This window comes from Plasticicumulans lactativorans (assembly GCF_004341245.1).
Classification (GTDB): Bacteria; Pseudomonadota; Gammaproteobacteria; order Competibacterales; family Competibacteraceae; genus Plasticicumulans_A; species Plasticicumulans_A lactativorans.
This window is the reverse complement of record NZ_SLWY01000003.1, coordinates 236,398-254,867: the sequence shown is the minus strand read 5'-3', so window position 1 is coordinate 254,867 and position 18,470 is coordinate 236,398. Positions and strand designations below refer to the sequence as shown.

14 protein-coding genes are annotated in these 18,470 nt (G+C 66.6%); 2 read left to right on the top strand and 12 right to left on the bottom strand.

Annotation, left to right across the window (positions count from 1 at the left end; translation table 11 throughout):
* Positions 1 to 333 (top strand): hypothetical protein (locus tag EV699_RS20070; protein ID WP_207922986.1); only part of this gene is annotated, 333 nt, incomplete at its 5' end.
* A 360-nt stretch (positions 334 to 693) separates the two neighbouring features.
* Entirely contained in the window at positions 694 to 1,596 is a 903-nt protein-coding gene (locus tag EV699_RS03530; RefSeq protein ID WP_132538997.1) for a LysR family transcriptional regulator, read from the top strand.
* A gap of 126 nt (positions 1,597 to 1,722) precedes the next feature.
* Here the strand turns inward: EV699_RS03530 and EV699_RS03525 are convergent, their stop codons facing one another.
* From EV699_RS03525 to EV699_RS03470, 12 genes are all read right to left on the bottom strand, one after another.
* Complete coding sequence (locus EV699_RS03525; protein ID WP_132538995.1) at positions 1,723 to 2,775, bottom strand: Leu/Phe/Val dehydrogenase; 1,053 nt, start codon at positions 2,773 to 2,775, stop codon at positions 1,723 to 1,725.
* A 69-nt stretch (positions 2,776 to 2,844) separates the two neighbouring features.
* On the bottom strand, positions 2,845 to 6,309 hold the full coding sequence (locus EV699_RS03520; protein ID WP_132538993.1) for an indolepyruvate ferredoxin oxidoreductase family protein: 3,465 nt from the start codon (positions 6,307 to 6,309) through the stop codon (positions 2,845 to 2,847).
* Between the two features lie 329 nt (positions 6,310 to 6,638).
* Positions 6,639 to 7,790: a TIGR03088 family PEP-CTERM/XrtA system glycosyltransferase gene (locus tag EV699_RS03515; protein ID WP_132538991.1), complete on the bottom strand. Its 1,152-nt coding sequence runs from the start codon at positions 7,788 to 7,790 to the stop codon at positions 6,639 to 6,641.
* 7 nt (positions 7,791 to 7,797) lie between these two features.
* Positions 7,798 to 9,360: an exosortase A gene (gene xrtA / locus EV699_RS03510; protein WP_132538989.1), complete on the bottom strand. Its 1,563-nt coding sequence runs from the start codon at positions 9,358 to 9,360 to the stop codon at positions 7,798 to 7,800.
* A complete protein-coding gene (locus tag EV699_RS03505) occupies positions 9,360 to 10,550 on the bottom strand; it encodes a TIGR03087 family PEP-CTERM/XrtA system glycosyltransferase (RefSeq protein ID WP_132538987.1) in 1,191 nt (396 codons plus the stop codon). Before EV699_RS03505 ends, xrtA begins: the two co-directional genes overlap by 1 nt.
* Before the next feature lie 7 nt (positions 10,551 to 10,557).
* The gene (locus EV699_RS03500) at positions 10,558 to 11,616 is read right to left on the bottom strand and encodes a FemAB family XrtA/PEP-CTERM system-associated protein (RefSeq protein ID WP_132538985.1); all 1,059 of its coding nucleotides are present in this window, start codon (positions 11,614 to 11,616) and stop codon (positions 10,558 to 10,560) included.
* Positions 11,613 to 12,491, bottom strand: coding sequence for an XrtA system polysaccharide deacetylase (locus EV699_RS03495; RefSeq protein ID WP_132538983.1), 879 nt, complete (start codon positions 12,489 to 12,491; stop codon positions 11,613 to 11,615). The genes EV699_RS03500 and EV699_RS03495 overlap by 4 nt, the downstream gene beginning before the upstream one ends.
* A 66-nt stretch (positions 12,492 to 12,557) precedes the next feature.
* Entirely contained in the window at positions 12,558 to 13,649 is a 1,092-nt protein-coding gene (locus tag EV699_RS03490; protein WP_132538981.1) for an XrtA/PEP-CTERM system-associated ATPase, read from the bottom strand.
* A gap of 4 nt (positions 13,650 to 13,653) precedes the next feature.
* Positions 13,654 to 15,207: a TIGR03016 family PEP-CTERM system-associated outer membrane protein gene (locus EV699_RS03485; protein ID WP_165904011.1), complete on the bottom strand. Its 1,554-nt coding sequence runs from the start codon at positions 15,205 to 15,207 to the stop codon at positions 13,654 to 13,656.
* On the bottom strand, positions 15,200 to 16,153 hold the full coding sequence (locus EV699_RS03480; RefSeq protein WP_132538979.1) for an XrtA-associated tyrosine autokinase: 954 nt from the start codon (positions 16,151 to 16,153) through the stop codon (positions 15,200 to 15,202). The genes EV699_RS03485 and EV699_RS03480 overlap by 8 nt, the downstream gene beginning before the upstream one ends.
* 18 nt (positions 16,154 to 16,171) lie before the next feature.
* The gene (locus EV699_RS03475; RefSeq protein ID WP_132538978.1) at positions 16,172 to 17,770 is read right to left on the bottom strand and encodes an XrtA system polysaccharide chain length determinant; all 1,599 of its coding nucleotides are present in this window, start codon (positions 17,768 to 17,770) and stop codon (positions 16,172 to 16,174) included.
* A 36-nt stretch (positions 17,771 to 17,806) separates the two neighbouring features.
* Positions 17,807 to 18,454, bottom strand: a complete 648-nt coding sequence (locus EV699_RS03470) for an XrtA/PEP-CTERM system exopolysaccharide export protein (protein ID WP_132539025.1) — start codon at positions 18,452 to 18,454, stop codon at positions 17,807 to 17,809.
* Between the last annotated feature and the right edge of the window lie 16 nt (positions 18,455 to 18,470).

The window sequence follows — 18,470 nt, the reverse complement described above, 5'->3', positions numbered from 1 at the left end:
GCCTCCGGGCCGAGCACCTCCGCGGTGGGAAAATCCACGTACTGCAACAGCCTCGCCCCGTGCAACATGCCGGTTATCTGCATCGCCTCGCCTCCTCGGGTTCTCACGCATCGCTTCCCCACCCTGCACGGTCGGGAGAACGATCGACTGGGGAACGGCGGGGTCGACCACCTTCGGGGTGGCAGTCCAGAACCGACGCCGTTCGTTGACATCAGGCACGAATCAAGATTTCGTGCATCAATAAACGTCATTATTGACGTGGAGAATATTTACAGCATTCCTTTGATGATTCAAATGCAAAAATTTTTATTTTTATTTATTTTAAGTTATTAATAGGTGCGCTCAGGGAAGAATGGAGTGCCACGCGGGCCGAGGAGCCCCGGTAGCCAGGGAGAAGGGCGTCAAGCCCGTTGAGCGTCGGGTCTGCGCAGCGCGTCTCGACGGGCCAGGCCCGATGCGCAGGACGAGTCGGGGCCATCGAACACCTTGTAGAGGCACGGGATCGGCGCCCGCGAAGCCGGGAGGCTCGACAGGGATGGCAAGCGGGCGCTCAACGCGCCCTACTCCACGACGACGGATACGTCAGCAAGCCGTAGGGCTAAAGGAGACGGGGGGCACGAAACAAGAGAGTGTTGACATCGAAACAAGGCTCGGCGTAAATGCAAATATTAAAATTATTATTTACATAAGAGCATGAATTACGACCTTCAAGATCTCCGCGCCTTCGTCAAGATCGCTGAGTTCGGCAGCTTCCACGAAGCGGCCCAATGGCTGCACCTCTCGCAGCCGGCGCTGACGCGACGCATGCAGAAGCTCGAAGAGAACCTCGGCATCCAGTTGCTGGACCGCACCACACGGCGCGTGAGCCTGACCGCGGTGGGGCGCGACTTCCTGCCCAAGGCGCGCCGCCTGCTGGACGATTTCGAGAACTCGATCCTCGGTATCCGCGAACTGGCCGAACGCCAGTCGGGCGTGGTCACGCTGGCCTGCATCCCGACCGCGGCGTTCTACTTCCTGCCGACGGTGATCAAGGCATACAACCGCGAGTACCCGAAGATCCGCATCCGCATCCTCGATCTCAGCGGCAACGAAGGACTGGAGAGCGTGATGCGCGGCGAAGCCGACTTCGGCATCAACATCACCGGGGGGCAGCAGCCGGAGGTCGACTTCCTGCCGCTGATCGACGACCCGTTCGTGCTGGCGTGCCGGCGCGACCACGAACTGGCCCAGCACGAGCGGGTGAGCTGGCGCGAACTCGAACCCTTCCGGCTGATCGGCGTCGGACGCAGCAGCAGCAACCGCATGCTGCTCGACCACGCGCTGGCCGATCTCACCTGGCGCCCGCGCTGGTTCTACGAGGTGCAGCACCTGTCGACCTCGCTCGGACTGGTGGAGGCTGGCCTCGGGGTATCGGTGCTGCCGGGCCTGGCGATGCCCGGCGACGATCACCCGATCCTGGTCAGCCGCCCGCTGGTCGAGCCGGTGGTCACGCGCAAGATCGGCTTGGTGCGCCGCCACGGTGCCTCCCTCTCCCCCGCCGCCGACAAGTTCGTCGGCCTGCTGCTGAGCAAATGGCCACAGGCAGCGGGCACCTGAAGCGCACGAAAGCCTCCGGGGAGATCGGATGGGCGGAAATGACATCACCGCCGCCGCGGGGGACCACGGCGGCGGTGATGGCGTCTTGCCGATGCGTGCGGGCCGCAGCGGCCCGGCTGCGGCGGCTCAGCGCTTGAAGCGCTCCTCGGCGAGGCGATCGGCGATCACCGCGGTCGACACGCCTTCGCTGGCGGCACGCTCGAAGATGGTGGCGAGCGTCGCCGCGATGCGCTCGACGTGCGCCTTCACCGCGGTGGCGTCAAAGCCGATGCGCTCGTAGCAAACGTCGATGATGCCGCCGGCGTTGATCGCGTAGTCGGGCGCGTAGAGGATGCCGCGGGCGCGCAGGGCCTCGCCGTGACGGGCCTCGGCGAGCTGGTTGTTGGCCGCGCCGGCGACCACCGCGGCCTTCAGGCGCGGGATGGTGTCGTCGTTGAGGATCGCGCCCAGCGCGCACGGGGCGAACACGTCGACGTCGAGATCGAAGATCGCCTCGGGCGCGACCGCGGTGGCGCCGAGCTCGGTCACCGCGCGGTCGAGGTTGGCCGGGAACACGTCGGTCACCCACAGCTGCGCGCCGGCGTCCTTCAGGTAGCGGCCGAGGCGCAGGCCGACGCTGCCGGTGCCCTGGATCGCCACGCGCAGGCCGCGCAGCTCGGTGCTGCCCAGGCGGTGGCGCACGGCCTCCTTGAGGCCGACGAAGCAGCCGTAGGCGGTCGCCGGCGACGGGTCGCCGCTGCGCGTGCTGCCGTCGGTGGTCGACTTCTCGTGGATGCCGGAGAGGTGCTGCGTGCGCTGCGCCATCACCTTGACGTCGGGCACCGAGGTGCCCGAGTCCTCGGCGCCGATGTAGCGCCCGCCGAGGCGCTCGATCGCCTCGCCCATCGCCAGCAGCAGCGCCTCGGTCTTGTCGTGGTGCGGGTCACCGATGATCACCGACTTGCCACCGCCGATCGGCAGCTCGGCCAGCGCGTTCTTGTAGGTCATGCCGCGCGACAGGCGCAGCGCGTCGCGGATCGCGTCGTCCTCGCTCGCGTAGGGGTACATGCGGATGCCGCCCATCGCCGGGCCGCGCGCGGTGTTGTGGACGGCGATGATGGCCTTGAGGCCGGCGCGCGCGTCGCGGGCGAACACCACCTGCTCGTGGTCGTCGAAATCGATCTGGGTGAAAACGCTCATGGGTGCCTCTCCTTCGTGTGGTGAGTGCAGGGCCGCGGCGGGGTCGCCGGCCGCGGCCGGGTGGGCCGCTCAGGCAGCCTTGTAGGCCTTGGGCGGATTGCGCCAGGTGGCGAGCAGCTCGCGCTCGCGCGCCTTGGCCTTGCCGAGGTGCTCGTCCTTCACGTGGCCGTAGCCGCGGATGTGCTCGGGGATCGAGGCGATCTCCACCGCCAGCGCAAGGTTTTCGGCATCCAGCCGGGCCAGCAGTTCGTCGACCGTCGCCGCGTAGTCGCCGATCAGCTCGCGCTCGCCGCGCCGCTCGGCGGTGTAGCCGAACACGTCGAACGGGGTGCCGCGCAGGCGCTTGCCCTTGGCCAGCCATTCGAAGGCACGCAGCATCCACGGCCCGAAGCTCTGCTTCTTCAGGTGGCCGGTGGCCGGGTCGCGCTTGGCGAACAGCGGCGGCGCCAGGTGGAATTCGAGCGTGTAGTCACCCTCGAAGGTCGCGTCGAGCTGCTCGCGGAAGGCGCCGCTGGTGTACAGGCGGGCGACCTCGTACTCGTCCTTGTAGGCCATCAGCTTGAAATAGTAGCGCGCGACGGCCTCGGTCAGGCGCGTGCTGCCGCCGGCCTTGTCGGCCTCGGCCTTGCGCACCTTGTCGACCAGGGCGCGGTAGCGCGCGGCATAGTCGGCGTCCTGGTAGTCGGTGAGGAAGGCGACGCGGCGCGCGATGAGCTCGTCGAGCGACACCGGCCGGCGCAGCTCGACCACGGTGCCGGGGTTGGCGATGCGCGCGACCGCGGCGAGGTCGACCGCCGCGCGGCGGCCCCACAGGAAGGCGGCCTTGTTAGCCTCGATCGCCGCGCCGTTGAGCTCGATCGCCCGCTCGATCGCCTCGCCGGACAGCGGCACCAGGCCCTTCTGCCACGCGTAGCCGAGCATGAACAGGTTGGCGGCGATGGAGTCGCCGAGCAGCTTGGTGGCGATGCCGGTGGCGTCGACGAAATCGGCGTGGTCGCGGCCGGTGGCCTCGACGATCGCCGCCTCCATCGAGCCCGCCGGGAAGACCAGGTCGGGATTGCGCAGGAACGCCGCCGTCATCGACTCGTGGGCGTTGATCACTGCGTGGCAGCTGCCGACGTCGACCTTGGCGAGCGCCTCGTAGCTTGCCGCCACCACCATGTCGCAGCCGAGCAGCAGGCTGGCACCGCCGGCGGCGACGCGCACCGCGTGGATCGCCTCGGGGGTGTCGGCGATGCGCACGTGGCTGACCACGGCACCGAACTTCTGCGCCAGGCCGGTCATGTCGAGCACGCTGACGCCCTTGCCGGCGAGGTGCGCGGCCATGCCGAGCAGCGCGCCGATGGTGACCACGCCGGTGCCGCCGATGCCGGTGATGACGATGCCGTAGGGCTGCGCGGTGCCCGGCAGCACCGGCTCGGGCAGCGGCAGGGTCCACTCGGCGGCCTGCGCGGACTTGTTCTTGCGCAGCTTGCCGCCGTGCACGGTGACGAAGCTCGGGCAGAAGCCCTTGGTGCACGAGAAGTCCTTGTTGCAGGCCGACTGGTCGATCGCGCGCTTGCGCCCGAACTCGGTCTCCTTCGGCACCACCGACAGGCAGTTGGACTGCACGCCGCAGTCACCGCAGCCTTCGCACACCGCGGCGTTGATCAGCGCGCGCTTGGGCGGATCGACCATGATCCCCTTCTTGCGCCGGCGCCGCTTTTCGGCGGCGCAGGTCTGCACGTAGATGATCACCGAGCAGCCCGGCACCTCGCGCAGCTCGCGCTGCACGGCGTCGAGGTCGTCGCGGTGGTGGAAGGTCACGCCCTCGGCGAAGGCCGAGCGCACGGTGAACTGCGCGGGGTCGTCACTGACCACGGCGATGCGGCGCACGCCCTCGCCGTAGAGCTGGTGGCTGATCTGCGGCACCGAGAGCTGGCCGTCGATCGGCTGGCCGCCGGTCATCGCCACGGCGTCGTTGTAGAGGATCTTGTAGGTGATGTTGACCTTGGCGGCGATCGCTGCGCGGATCGCCAGGTAGCCCGAGTGGAAGTAGGTGCCGTCGCCGAGGTTCTGGAACACGTGCGGCGTGTCGGTGAACGGCGCCTGGCCGATCCAGGTCACGCCCTCGCCGCCCATCTGCGTGAAGGTGTCGGTGCGGCGGTCCATCCACGTCACCATGTAGTGACAGCCGATGCCGGCCATCGCGCGGCTGCCCTCGGGCACGCGGGTCGAGGTGTTGTGCGGGCAGCCCGAGCAGAAGTGCGGCACGCGCTCGATCGTCTCGCGCGGCTTGGCGAGGGCGGCTTCCTTGGCTTCGAGGAAGGCGAGGCGCTTTTCGATGCGCTCGCTGGTGTGGAAGCGCGCGATGCGCCGGGCGATCACGCGGGCGATCATCGCCGGGGTGAGCTCGCCGGTGGACGGCAGGATCCACTCGCGGTTCTCGTCGAACTTGCCGATCACCCGCGGGCGCACGTCCTCGCGCCAGTTGTAGAGCTGCTCCTTGAACTGGTTCTCGATGACCGCGCGCTTCTCCTCGACCACCAGCACCTCTTCGAGGCCCTGGGCGAAATCGCGCACGCCGTCGCGCTCGAGCGGCCAGCTCATGCCGACCTTGTACACGCGCAGGCCGATGCGCCCGGCCTCCTGCTCGTCGATGCCGAGGTCCTCCAGCGCCTGCATCACGTCGAGGTAGCTCTTGCCGGTGGTGACGATGCCCAGCCGCGGGTTCGGGCTGTCGAGCACGATGCGGTCGAGCTTGTTGGCCTTGGCGAAGGCGAGCGCGGCGTACAGGCGGTAACGCTGGTGGATGTACTCCTGCTCCAGCGGTTTGGTCGGCCAGCGCCCGTGCACGCCCTCGGGCGGCAGTTCGAACTGCTCGGGCAGCACGATGCTGACGCGGTGCGGGTCGATGTACACCGAGGCCGAGGAGTCGACGGTCTCGGCGATGGTCTTGAAGCCGACCCAGGCGCCGCAGTAGCGCGACAGCTCCCAGCCGAAGATGCCGAGGTCGAGGATCTCCTGCACCCCGGCGGGATTCAGCACCGGGATCATCGCGTCCATGAACGCGTACTCGCTCTGGTGCGGCAGCGTCGAGGACTTGCTCGCGTGGTCGTCGCCCGCCACCACCAGCACGCCGCCGTGCTTGGCGGTGCCGAACATGTTGCCGTGCTTGAAGACGTCACCGGTGCGGTCCACGCCCGGCCCCTTGCCGTACCACATCGCGAACACGCCGTCGTACTTGGCCTGCGGGAACAGGTTGACCTGCTGGCTGCCCCACACGGCGGTCGCCGCGAGGTCTTCGTTGAGGCCCGGCTTGAAGGTGATGTGGCCGGCCTCGAGGTACTTGCGCGCCTTCCACAGCGCCTGGTCGAGCGCGCCCAGCGGCGAGCCGCGGTAGCCGGAAATGAAACCGGCGGTGTTGAGGCCGGCGGCGGCGTCGCGCGCCCGCTGCATCAGCGGCAGGCGCACCAGCGCCTGCGTGCCGGTCAGGAACACGCGACCGGATTCGAGGGTGTACTTGTCGTCGAGCGTGACGGCGGCGATGGTCATGCGGCGTTCTCCCATGACGGTGCTCCGGGGCATCGGCTCCCCGGCGAAGAGTGAGCGGGACGGAGGCGGATGCTCAGGACGTGGCGCGGGCCACGGCTGCGGCCGCCGGCAGCGGCAGGGGATCAGCGAACGGGCATGCGGCTGGGCCGCGACGCGAAAGCGCGTGGGGCATGGCGGTTCTCCTCGGGAGCAGGGTGGCTGCCTTGAGTCGTGCGTGCTTAGGTCTAGCCCTTTTGGGGCCGGAACGCCGCGCAGAGTAAGAACGGTTGACGTAAACGTCAATCGTCGGATTGACGTTTACGTAAAGTCGCGTGGACGCCCGCCGGCGCTCAGCGCCCGAGCACGCGGTCGTAGACGGCCGCGTACTGCGCCACCATCGCGGCGAGGCTGAAGTGCGCCTCGGCCCGCGCGCGACCGGCGCCGCCGTGGCCGGCGAGGCGGGCCGGGTCGTCGAGGTAGGCGAGGATCGCCGCCGCCATCGGCTCGGGCGCCGCCGGCGGGACCAGGACGCCGGTGACCCCCGCCTGCAGCAGTTCGGCATTGGCACCGACGCGGGTCGCGATCACCGGCAGCCCGCTCGCCATCGCTTCGAGGATGGTGTTGGAGACCCCCTCGGCGCGCGACGGCAGCACGAAGACGTCGAGAGCCCGCAGCAGGGCGGGCACGTCCTCGCGCGCCCCGGGCAGCCACGCGAGCGCGCGCGCATCGGCCGCCTGCAGGATCGCCTCGACCTCGGCGCGGTGTTCGCCCTCCCCCACGATCACCAGGCGCAGGCGCGCCCGCGCGGCGGGATGCTCGGCCAGCGCGCGCACGAAGGCGCGTGCGAGCGTCGGCTGGTCCTTGACGTTCTGCAGCCGCCCGACGGTGCCGAGCACCACGGCATCGGCGGGCGCGAACCCCGGCGGCAGCAGCGCGCGCCGCCCCGCTCCGCCGGGATGGAAGCGCTGCGTGTCGACGCCGTTGAAGATGCAGCTGATCCGCGCGCGCGGCGCCCCGACGCGGTCTTCGAGGTAGCGTGCGATCTCGCCGCCGAGTGCGACGTAGTGGCCGACACAGGGGCGCAGCAGGCGACGCAGGCGGTGGTGGCGCGCGGGTTCGCCTTCGGGGCCGGCGGCATTCCAGCCATGCTCGCCGTGCACCCGCCCGCGCACGCCGCCGAGGCACGCGAGCACCTGCGCCTCCAGCGTGCCGAGGTTGCGGGTATGGACGATCGCCGGGCGCAGGCGTCGCAGCACCCCCCATAGGCGCCGGTACAGGCCGACGTCGTGGCCGGGGCGCTTGTGCAGCGCGATCACCTCGACCTCGGGCGAGGCGATGCGGGCGCGGAACTCGGTGTAGTCGGTCAGGCACACCACCGCGTGCCGGAAACGCTCACGCGGCATGTGGTTGACGAGGTTGACCACGCCATTCTCGAGCCCGCCGATGCTCAGCCGATGGATGACGTGGGCGACCAGCGGCGGCGCCTGCGGTGCGACCGTCACGGCAGCCTCAGGGCGCGGCGACGTACTGTTCGCGCAGCGTCTGCCAGTGAGCCGCGACGAAGGCCGTCAGGCGCTCGCGGGCCTCGTCCGGGCGATCGGCCGAGGCGGTCGCCAGCGCCACGACGAGATCGCGACGCGGCCCTCCGGTCAGCGATTCCCAGGCCTGCCAGGCCTTCGCGGCGGGCATCGACACCACATGGCGCGGCCCGATCGCGTACCACGACCAGATCATGCGCCGCCGCTCGCCCGAGATCAGGCGCAGCTCACGCACCTCGAACGCCTGCCCGGCCACGCTGACGGTGCGCAGCTCCTCGCCGGCATGGATCCACTGTTCGGCGTCGTAGAGGAGGTTGCCCGAACTCACCAGCGGTGCCGCGCCGCGCCGCGCCGGGTAGGCAGCAGCCAGGAACTGCACGCGCCCCTCGCCGCCGTCGCGCAGGTAATCGGCGCGCACCTGGCCAGCGGCATTGCGGTAGGTGTGCCGCCACTCCCCAGCCGCGGTCACCGGCCATGCCCCGTCGGCCGCGGGCGGCGTCGGCAGCGTCACCGTGGCGTCGCGCTGCGCCTCGTCGAGCCGCATCACCAGGATCGGCCCCGCCGCGGTGGCGAGCAGCGCGGCCGCGAGCATGCCGCCGAGCGCGCGCCGCGTCGGCGCAGGCGCGGAATCGGGCGGCACCGCCGCCGCGGCACCGGCGACAGCGGTGTCGTCGGCCCAGAAGCGGCCGATCCAGAACATCAGCATCACCACCAGGCCGAAGAACAGCCAGCCGTAGATGATGTGGTCGACGCCGGTGGCGAGCTTCATGTCGGACAGCAGCGCGATCATCACGATGCCGTAGGCACGCACGCCGTTGGCGACGATGGGCATGACGATGGCGAGTGCGATGAAGGCGAGCCGTCGCCACGCGGCGCGGTAGGTCAGGTAGGCGTAGAGGCAGCCGAGGGCGACCGAGGCGATCAGGTAGCGGATCCCGCTGCACGCCTCGGCAACCTCGAAGTTGCCGGTCGGCGTGGTGATGTAGCGCCCTTCGGAGAACACCGGGATGCCGCTCAGGCGCAGCGCCTTGACGGTGAACACCGCGGTGAAGTCCTGCAGCGGCTCGACCAGGCTCTCGCCCATCGGCACGGCGAACAGCAGGTAGGCGAGCGGGAAGGCCGCCGCCCACAGGACGCGCCGGCCGAGCACGGCCCACACCATGGCCGGCACCATCACGGCCAGCGCGAGTTGCTGCACCACGCCCACTTCGGCCGCCGCCGCCACGGCCCAGCCGAGCGACAGCGCCAGCAGCGCCAGCACGCCCGCGCTGTCGGGGCGCGGGGTGATCCGCCCGATCTCGGTGCGCCGGCCGGCGAGCATGTACACCACGATCGGGCCGATCAGCATGCCGTGGGCAAAGGTGTCGGAACGCCACCAGATCGCGGCCATCGCCGCGAGCGTGTCGTGGAACAGGATGAACAACGCGAGCAGGCCGGCGCCGAGCGCCACCAGCGGGTGCCGCCAGATCCCGGCCCTGCGGGTCTGCTCGGCAGCGGACAGGTCCGCGAGGGGCTTGTCTGCGGGTACGGCCATCAGTCCTCCAGATAGGCGTCGAGCGCGCTCAGGTTGCGCGTCCAGTCGTAGTGCGCCAGCACGTGCGCACGCCCGAGCGCCCCCAGGCCGTCGCGGTCACCGTCGCGCAGCACGGTCACGGCGCGCGCTGCGAGTTCGGCGGGTACATCGGAAACCAGCGCGTCGAAACGGCGATCGGGCACGATGCCGTCCATCGCGGCGGGTGTTGCCAGCACCGGCCTGGCCATCGCCATCGCTTCGAGCACCTTGTTCTGCACCCCGCGGGCGATGCGCAAGGACGCCACGGCGCTACGGGCGTGCGCGAGATAGGGGCGGATGTCGGGCACGCCACCGGTGACGTGCACGCCGGGCAGGTCGCCCAAGGCGCGCACCTCGGCGGTGGGCCGTGAGCCGACGATCCAGAACACCGCCGTCGGGACCTTCGCACGGATGAGCGGCAGCACGTCGCGTGCGAACCAGGCCACCGCGTCGACGTTCGCCCAGTAGTCCATCGCCCCGGTGAACACCAGCGGCAACGATCCCGCCGGGTAGGGGTCGCTCCCCCCGTGGGCCGCATCGAAGTAGACGGCATCGACGCCGTTGTCGTAATGCGCGACCCGCCCCGCCGAGTCGGGCGCCAGGCGCCTGAACAACTCGGCCTCGGCGGCGGTCACGAACAGGGCGACGCGGCTCGCCGCGGCCACCCGGCGATCGAACGCGAGCAGGCGGGCAGCCTCGCGCCGATACACCCAATTCATCGGCCAGCGCTTGGCGGTCGCGTATTGCAGCCACTTGTCGGAATCGACGTCGACGAAGTCGGTGACGCGCGTGATACCCGGCACGTCAAGGACGTACTGGGCCATCGCCGACGAGAACACCACCGATTTGCGCACCCCGCGGTCGAGCACGCTCCGCACCCAGTTGCGCATGCCCCGATCCCGGTAGTACGGCAGGCTCAGGGCCTCGCCGGCGAGCAGCCCGCGCAGGCTGCGCAGGCGCGCCTTGCGCGTATCGAGCGGCAGCAGGTGGACGTCGGCACACCAAGCCCGCAGCGCCTCGGCGTGACGCCAGTCATCGGGGTCGTCGACGAAGGCGCCGAGATGCACGCGATAACGCGCCGCCAGGTGGCGCAGCAGGCGATACGAACGGATCTTGTCGCCCTTGTTCGGCGGATACGGGATCCGGTGCACGAGCAGCAGGAGGTCATCCATGGGGCGATCAACCGAGGCTGCGGGCGATCAGGGGTCCCAGCCGCCGGCTGAGCCACAGCGGCAGCTTCTGCCACGCCGCGATGAACAGGCGGTACTTCGGGTTGAGGGGATTGACGTCGGGCAGGTGCGTGGCCCTGACCAGATAGAACTCGTAGTACAGCGGCTCGGGTTCGAAGCCCCAGTTCTTCTTGAAGCTGAACGAACCGGTGCCCACCTTGCTGCGCCCGTAGTCGAAAACCCGGCAGCCCCGTTCGCCGGCGCGCCGCAGCAGGTCCCAGTACATGAAATCGTTGCCCTTGACGTCACGCGCGCTGGCCTTGCCGCCACCGTAGTAGGGCAGCACCTCGTCGCGGAAATAGAAACTCATCACGCTGGCAACCGTGGCCCCGTCCCGGGTCACCGTCAGCACTTCGCAATCGTCGCCGAACACGTCCTTGAGGATGCCGAAGTAACGCTTGGGGAACACCGGTGTGCCGAGATTGCGCACGCTCTCGGAGTAGGCATCGAACAGGCGTTCGACGTCGCGGTCGAGTTCGCCGACCAGCCCGGCGTCGATTCCCTTGCGCACCATCGCGCGCTGCTTGCGCGGAATCGCCTTGAGATTGGCGTCGGCATCGGCGGCGATGGCCCTGCGGAAGGTCACGTAGAGCGCGTCCTTGCATGGCCACTCCGGACACTGGCGGCTGCGGTTACGCAGTTCGAGATGATCGACGCCGAGTTCGCGGGCAAGCGCGCAGGCGGCCTCGATCAGCGGCCGTCGCACCAGCGGATCGGTGGCGGCGACACCGCCATAGACGCAGAACGGCAGCGAGATCAGGGCATCGCCGAACAGGCGGCTCTTCACCCGCCCGAGCGGCAGCACGCCGACGATCACCCCCTCGCGTTCCGCGTACAGGAAGTACGTGGGATGACCGAAGGCCCGCTCGAGCACGGTCTGCCAGCCGGCGCGGTGGAAGAACGTCGCTTCCGGGCAGGCGACGACAAAGGCATCCCAGCGGGCGTGATCGTCGGGCGTGAGTTGACGGATGACGATGGCCGTTGTGTCGCGATCGGTGATGGCGCTCATGCAGCGACGCTCGTGTGAATGGTGGTGGTGCCGTCGGCGAGGAACACCCGGTCCATGCGATCCCAGGCGAAATCGACCAGGAGGCGGCGCAGGCGCAATTCGGTGCGCTCGAGATTGAGGTAGTGGCGTACCCGCGTGCGCAGGCCGATCCCGGTCTGGCGTGGTTGCTGCGGATCGATTTCCCACGGATGGAAATAGAACAGCGCCGGGCGTCCATCGTATCCGTTCACCCGCCGCAGCAGGGTGCGTGACAGCGCGTACGGAAACAGCCGGAAGAACCCCCCGCCCGCCGCCGGCCAGCGGCGACCGGCGAACTCGACCGTGGTGATCGGGATCTCGAGCAGCCCCGGGGCGTTGTCCGGCCGGAATGCGAAACGCGGCGCCGCGGGCATGCCGTACAGGTCGTGCCGGCCGGGGAAAATGCTCGAACTGTATTCGTGACCCGCATCCGCCAGTTCGGCGAGCGCCCACAGATTGCGCTCACCGATGGAGTAACTCGCGGCACGATAACCGCGGACCTTGTGCCCTCCCAGATCCTCGAGCAGCGCCTTGGTACGCCTGACATCGGCGCGGAACTGTTCGGGCGTCTGGTGGATCACCCGCACATGCTCCCAGCCGTGGCTCGCGAGTTCGTGCCCCTCATCGACCACGCGTCGCACCAGGCCGGGAAACCGCTCGGCCACCCAGCCCAGCGTGAAGAAGGTCGCCTGCACGCCCGCCTCGGCGAAAAGGTCGAGCACCCGGTGGGTATTCGCCTCGACCCGGCAGGGCAGACGCTCCCAATCGTCGCGTCGAATGTGGGATTCGAATGCGGACACCTGGAAGTAGTCCTCCACATCCACCGTCATCGCATTCACGGGGCCGGGCGCGGCCATGGCAGGGTCCTCGACGTACAGCGGGGAAAATCGGAAAGCGGGCGGGAGCAGCCGTTCCGCCTGCAGCTAGGCGCGATCGTTCTCGGTGAGCCGCTCCAGCACCTCGGTGAGGCGCACGAAGCCTTCCTTGAGCGCCCGTACCGTCGGTTCGAGTTCGGACAAGCGTCGTTCGACGTCGGGCACCTCGGCACCACCGGCCGTCTGCGCCATCAACAGCCCGTTCACCGCACGCTCGATGCGTTCGAGCCGGTGATCGAGTCCGCTGTCGGGTGCGTACGGCGCCGCGGCCGGTCGCGGCGCCGCAACGCTGGCAAAGCCGGTGGCCGCCTTCCCCGGTTCGATGCTGAACACTTCCTGCCCGAACTCGCTTCGCGTCGCCTCGATGGCGGTCTCGTCGAATTCACGCAGTTCTTCGAGAAAGCCATGCAGCAGCACGCGGTCGCAGAACACGTTGATGCGCCGTGGCACGCCTTGCGCACTTCGGTGAATCGCCGCATACGCGCCGTCGGTGAAATGCGGCTGCCCGCTCCAGCCCACGCAGCGCAGGCGATGCTCGATGTACTCGCGCGTCTCGGCCTCGCTCAGCGGATTCAAATGGCACGAAGCGATGACGCGCTGGCGCAACTGCTCCATGCCAGGCCCACCGAGTGTTTGTCGGAATTCCTCTTGGCCGAGCAGGAAGCTCTGCAGCAGCGGTTTCTCGGAAATCTGGAAATTGGACAGCATCCGCAGTTCTTCGAGTGAACGCGGCGGCAGGTTCTGCGCCTCGTCGACGACCAGCAGCACGCGCCGGCCTTCACGCGCACAACTGCGCAGGAAGTCCTCGAAATATTTGAGCAGCGATGCCTTGCTGACACTCTCGTGGGCAAGGCCGAACGACGCCACCACCATCCGCAGCAGGTCGTCGGCCTCGAGCTGGGTCGTGACGAGCTGAGCGGCGACGACGGAGCTCGGGTCGAGCTCGGCGAACAGGCTACGCACCAAGGTGGTCTTGCCGGTACCGATGCCACCGGTAATGACGATGAATCCTTCGCCCTGGCTGATCCCGTAGCGGAGATAAGCCAAGGCGCGCTTGTGCCCGGAACTACCGAAGAAGAAGCGCGGATCGGGACTGAGTTGAAAGGGCTTGGCACTGAAGCCGTAGTAGTGCGTGTACACGCCTTCAGAACCTCATGTTGATGGTCATGGTGAGGCGGTTTTCGTCGTAGCCCAGGTCGGAATCGACGTCGCTGCGCGAATGCTTGTATTCCAGCAATCCGTCGACATCGGCCGCGAGCTGATGCGTCACTCCGATGGTTCCGACCAGGAGATCGCCGTCGGTGGCACCATCGCTGCTGGAGGTGCGCTCCCATTCGGTGCTGACGACCGAACGCGTGCGCGGTGCGAAGCGCCAGGACCAACTCAAATTGAAACCCAGCGATTTCTCCTGAGCGGCATCGCCGCTCAGGAAGTCGCGCTGTTCCTGGTAAATACTGCCATAGACCAGGCTGCGACCTTTCTCATAACTCGAGTTGAGCTGAAACCGTTTGCGCTCAAAACTGCCGTCGCGTAACGTGAAGGTCTCTTGACGATTCAACAGGCGTCCGGTCACAGGATCAAAAAACATGGTCTGCCCGGTCGCCGGATCGAGAAAGGAAATCAGACCGTTCGTATTTGCCGTGAGCTGCTGAACATTGGTCACTTCGTCAATGTAACTAGCCCCCCAGGACGAATACGCCGTACGATGTGAAAAGTCCATGTTCCAGCGCGGCCCGGAGTCCTCACCAACCGCACGATCAGAGAAACCAAGATGAAATGTCGTGCGCTCGGTCGGTTTCAAATCAAGCGTGTACTCTTGGTCCTTTCTGCCATACCATGCCGCTGCACTGACCTTGCGACTGGGCGACCAGCGCAGACCACCGCTCCAGTATGCGCCGTTCTCGATGATATTGTTAAGATCGCTGATGTTATCCTGAGTATAGCCCCAGCGCGCAAGTACGGCCCAGTCGTCGGAAATGGCGTAACTGGTGTTGGCTTCCGCAGAGTTCGACGAGTCACTCGGCGTATTGCCGGAGTAACTGGTCACTTCGCGATCGAGGTCAAGTGACCACTGCAGGCGCGTCGCGCCATCACCGCTTTTGATGTTCCAACTGGCAGAGCTAATGTCGCTATCACTTGCCGTGCTGTTTTCGAAACGCGTCAGCGCATAGAGCAAGGTAAGGTCGGACTCAGCGAAACTGCCGAAGCGCTCGCGCCAGCGCGGACTGATACGCGCCGAACCGACATTGGAGTAAGTGCCGTCGGCAAGCAGGGAATCCAACGACGCATTTACCCCTGGACTGTTCGCCGTCTGGAAGTAATTGGCACCCACATCAACAAACAGTCGCTCTTCGACAAGCTCGGTCGTCGAAAAAAAGTTGAGCCGGTTGGTGAATGATGAGAGGTCTGAGTTATCAGTATAAAAAGTTCCCTGCGCTTCGTAGTCGAGTCCCAGATCGACGCGACCACCGGTACCGCGTAACGAAATGCCCGGTCGAACCTCAATCACAAAATCGCCATTTTCCTCTCCTCTTGGCAATTGATCGACGTTGTCACTGAGAATGCCCGATACGGACACGAACGGCTGAGCCTTCCAGTCTGCGGCCCAAGCGTCTGTCGCGCCACCGAATGCCACCAATCCCGCGGCAGCACCCACCAACGCGGCCGCCCCCCCCATCCTCGATTTCCACTCACTCACGGCTCGGTTCGCCATATCCGTAATAGTAAGGTCCATAGTAATCATTGCCGAGTGTGCCACGGGATTTGTTGAGCACGAATCCCACCGTCATGTCCGGATCAAGCAGCGCCAAGGCCTCGCGCACCATCGACTGCCGAGTGCGCTCCGCCTCCACCACCATCACGACTTGTCCGACCAGGCTGGCGAGAACACTTGCTTCGGTAGTTGCCAGCAAGGGAGGCGAGTCCATCACGATGATGCGGTCGGCATAGCGCTGACTCATTTCCCGAGCGAGTTGGCGCATGTTCTCGGACGCGAGCAGTTCGGTCGACAGGTGGTGCGAATTACCCGCTGGCAATAGAACCAGCGACGGGATGTTGGTTTCGACCAGAACCTCGGACAGATCAATGTTGTCGTCGATCAGGAAGTCGACGAGCCCCGGACCGTTGTCGATTCCGAAGAACTTCGACACGCTCGGCTTCAACACGTCGGCATCGACCAGCAGTACCGTCCGGTCACGCTCGGTGGCCATACTGAGCGCCAGATTGATCGAAGTGAATGTCTTGCCCTCGCCGGGTTGCGAACTCGTCACCATGATCAGGTTGGAGTTCTCGTTGATCGCGGCTCCTTTGCCAGCCGCATTCGCCAGCAGCGGGCGCTTGATATGGCGGTATTCCTCCTTGATGCGGCTACGGTTACCGTCAGGAACTACCATGCCGGCATCACGGATGCGTTGCAGGTCGAGCGTGACCGAGCGTCGGGTACGGCGGATGGCCACGCGACTCGCCACGTTGTTGGTATCGAGTCGCGGGGTCGGGGCAGACGAGTTCACAGAGGCCGGTTGCGACGCAGCCATCGGCGGGCGCGTTTCGATCACCGGTTCGGCAGCGGCACGCGCCACATTTCCTTCGACTGCGGGTGATTTGCGAGCCGACAGGCGTTCGATTGCTTTCTCGATGGTATCCATCAGTCCATCCTCGGTCCGTCAAAGGAACCGGTAACCGGTGGCCTGCGCCACCGCGAGACCGGCATAAACGATCACCAGCATCGCACCTATACCAGCGTAACTGATCAACCCGATCTTCTGGCGCCGCAGGACTTGAGGCGAAACGATCATGCTGACGGAACCGAGGACGGGCAGACTGGTGATCTCCGTGAGAATGCGGCGGTTGTCGAAGGTAGGCCGCAGTTGCGACATCAGGAAGGCCAACACCAGACCGGCACCGAGCCCGGCGACGAACACCGTGGTCATCAGTGCAAGCCGATTGGGGCCGGTCGGCGTGTTCGGCACGCGCGGCGGATCGATCACCTTGAAACGGATGTCCTCGTTGGTCTGCCCCGCCTGCTGTGACAGACGCGCCGACTCCCGCCGGGCCAGAAGTTGGTCGTAATTTTGCCGTGTCACTTCGTAATCGCGGTTCAGCGCCTTCAATTGTGCTTCGATCTCGGGAACGCTGTTGACGAGCTTCTGCATCTCGGTCAGTCGGGATTCGTACTCCTGCACACGCACCTTGATGGCTGCGATGTTCGCCTCTTCCTGGCTGAGCGTCAGTTTGAGCTGCTGGTAAAGAGGATTGCTGACACCGGCGGGAACCGGCATTCCGTTCCCGTCGTTCTCGGCGGATGCCGTGGCGGTCATCGATCTGGTGATTTCTGCCATCTCCGCATCCCTCTGCTTCTTCAGATCCGCGAGGGTCTGACGCACGGCGATCACATCAGGGTGCTTGTCCGTGAATTGCAGCAGCAGTTGATCCAGGCGTTCCTGCATCCCTTGGATACGCGCATCCACCGGCAATGTGATATTGGCACGCTTGGGGTCGGCCGCAGGCGAGCGATTGCCGTAGCCGAAAGTCGGCAGTTCGCCTTCGATCTGTTGGCTCAAGGCATCACGCCGTTGTTCGGATTCGCGCAACTCCAGGCGTGCCGCAGCCAGTTGACCACTGAGCGTCTGCATGCGCGCATAGTGGTCCTGTCCGGAGTCGGGCATGACACCGACGTTCTGACGCTTGAAGGTCTTCACCCGCTCCTCGGCCGCGAGCAGGCGCGCTTCATATTCGGCGATCTGTTTGTCGAGGAAGCGCTGCGCGCTGTCGGAATCCTGCCGGGTCTCGCCCAGTGCGTTCTCGACGAAGATCGTGAGCAGAGACTGCACGACCTTCTTCGCAAACTGCGGGTCACGATCCTGATAGACGATCGAATACAGGTTCTCGCGACCGGCGCTGCGCAGCGAGATGTTCTTCGCGAGCCCGTCGATGAGTTCGTCCATCTGCTTGGTGTCACGCGCCTTCAGATCGAGGTCGGTCATGCGCGCGACCTTCTCCAGATTCGGCCGGCTCAACAGGGTACGCGTCATCAACTGCACCTGCGAGTCGGTGTTCACGTCGACGGTGAGCCCGCGCAGCAGTGGGCGCAGGATCGACTGCGTGTCGACATAGACGCGTGCCGACGCCTCGAACTGGTCGGGCAGACGCTGCACCCCCACCCAGCCGGCGATGCAGACGATCCATGCGAGCCCGAGCGCATACCAGCGATAACGCCAGATGCCACGCAGATAGCCCAGAAGCTGCTCAACGATGTCATGCATATACAAATACCGATCAGGAGGGCGCGCGGAGGCTGCTTACAGCCACGATTCAGGAACGATCAGGACGTCGCCGGGCAGCATGTCGATGTTGGCGGTGATGTCGCCATCCTTCAGCAGGTCGTCGATGCGCACCACGAACTGCTTCTGCTGACCGTCGACCAGCCGCACGATCTTGGCCTGGTTGCCGCTGGCGAACTGCGTCAGGCCACCCACCTGGATCATCACGTCGAGCAGCGTCATCTTCTCGCGGTACGGCAGGGCCTGGGGCCGCGCCGCCTCGCCGACCACGCGGATCTGCTCACTGTAGGGCCCGCCGAAGCCCCCCATGATGACGGTCACGATCGGCTGGCGAATATAGGTTTCCAGCACCTTCTCGATGTCGCGGGCAAGCTGGGTGGGTGTCTTGCCCGTCGCCGGGAGGTCCTCGACCAGGGGGGTGGTGATCTTGCCGTCCGGGCGCACGGTCACGCTCTGCGACACTTCCGGGTTGCGCCACACGAAGATCTGCACGCTGTCGCCGGGACCGATCAGGTACTGATACTTCGCGGGATCGGTCGTGCTGGACCCGTAGTTGGCCGTCGTGGGCAGGGTCGGCAGGTCCGGTGAACCCGCGCATCCGGCGAGTGTCGTCCCTATTGCTGCAGCCAGTGCGATACGGCTCAGTGGTGTCCTGCCCGAGTGCATCATCGTGGTACCCCAT

Coding starts and splice junctions, on each gene's coding strand:
- EV699_RS03470 (WP_132539025.1), bottom strand. CDS start 18,454: ATGCACTCGGGCAGGACACCACTGAGCCGTATCGCACTGGCTGCAGCA.
- EV699_RS03475 (WP_132538978.1), bottom strand. CDS start 17,770: ATGCATGACATCGTTGAGCAGCTTCTGGGCTATCTGCGTGGCATCTGG.
- EV699_RS03520 (WP_132538993.1), bottom strand. CDS start 6,309: ATGACCATCGCCGCCGTCACGCTCGACGACAAGTACACCCTCGAATCC.
- EV699_RS03480 (WP_132538979.1), bottom strand. CDS start 16,153: ATGGATACCATCGAGAAAGCAATCGAACGCCTGTCGGCTCGCAAATCA.
- EV699_RS03525 (WP_132538995.1), bottom strand. CDS start 2,775: ATGAGCGTTTTCACCCAGATCGATTTCGACGACCACGAGCAGGTGGTG.
- EV699_RS03500 (WP_132538985.1), bottom strand. CDS start 11,616: ATGAGCGCCATCACCGATCGCGACACAACGGCCATCGTCATCCGTCAA.
- xrtA (WP_132538989.1), bottom strand. CDS start 9,360: ATGGCCGTACCCGCAGACAAGCCCCTCGCGGACCTGTCCGCTGCCGAG.
- EV699_RS03505 (WP_132538987.1), bottom strand. CDS start 10,550: ATGGATGACCTCCTGCTGCTCGTGCACCGGATCCCGTATCCGCCGAAC.
- EV699_RS03495 (WP_132538983.1), bottom strand. CDS start 12,491: ATGGCCGCGCCCGGCCCCGTGAATGCGATGACGGTGGATGTGGAGGAC.
- EV699_RS03530 (WP_132538997.1), top strand. CDS start 694: ATGAATTACGACCTTCAAGATCTCCGCGCCTTCGTCAAGATCGCTGAG.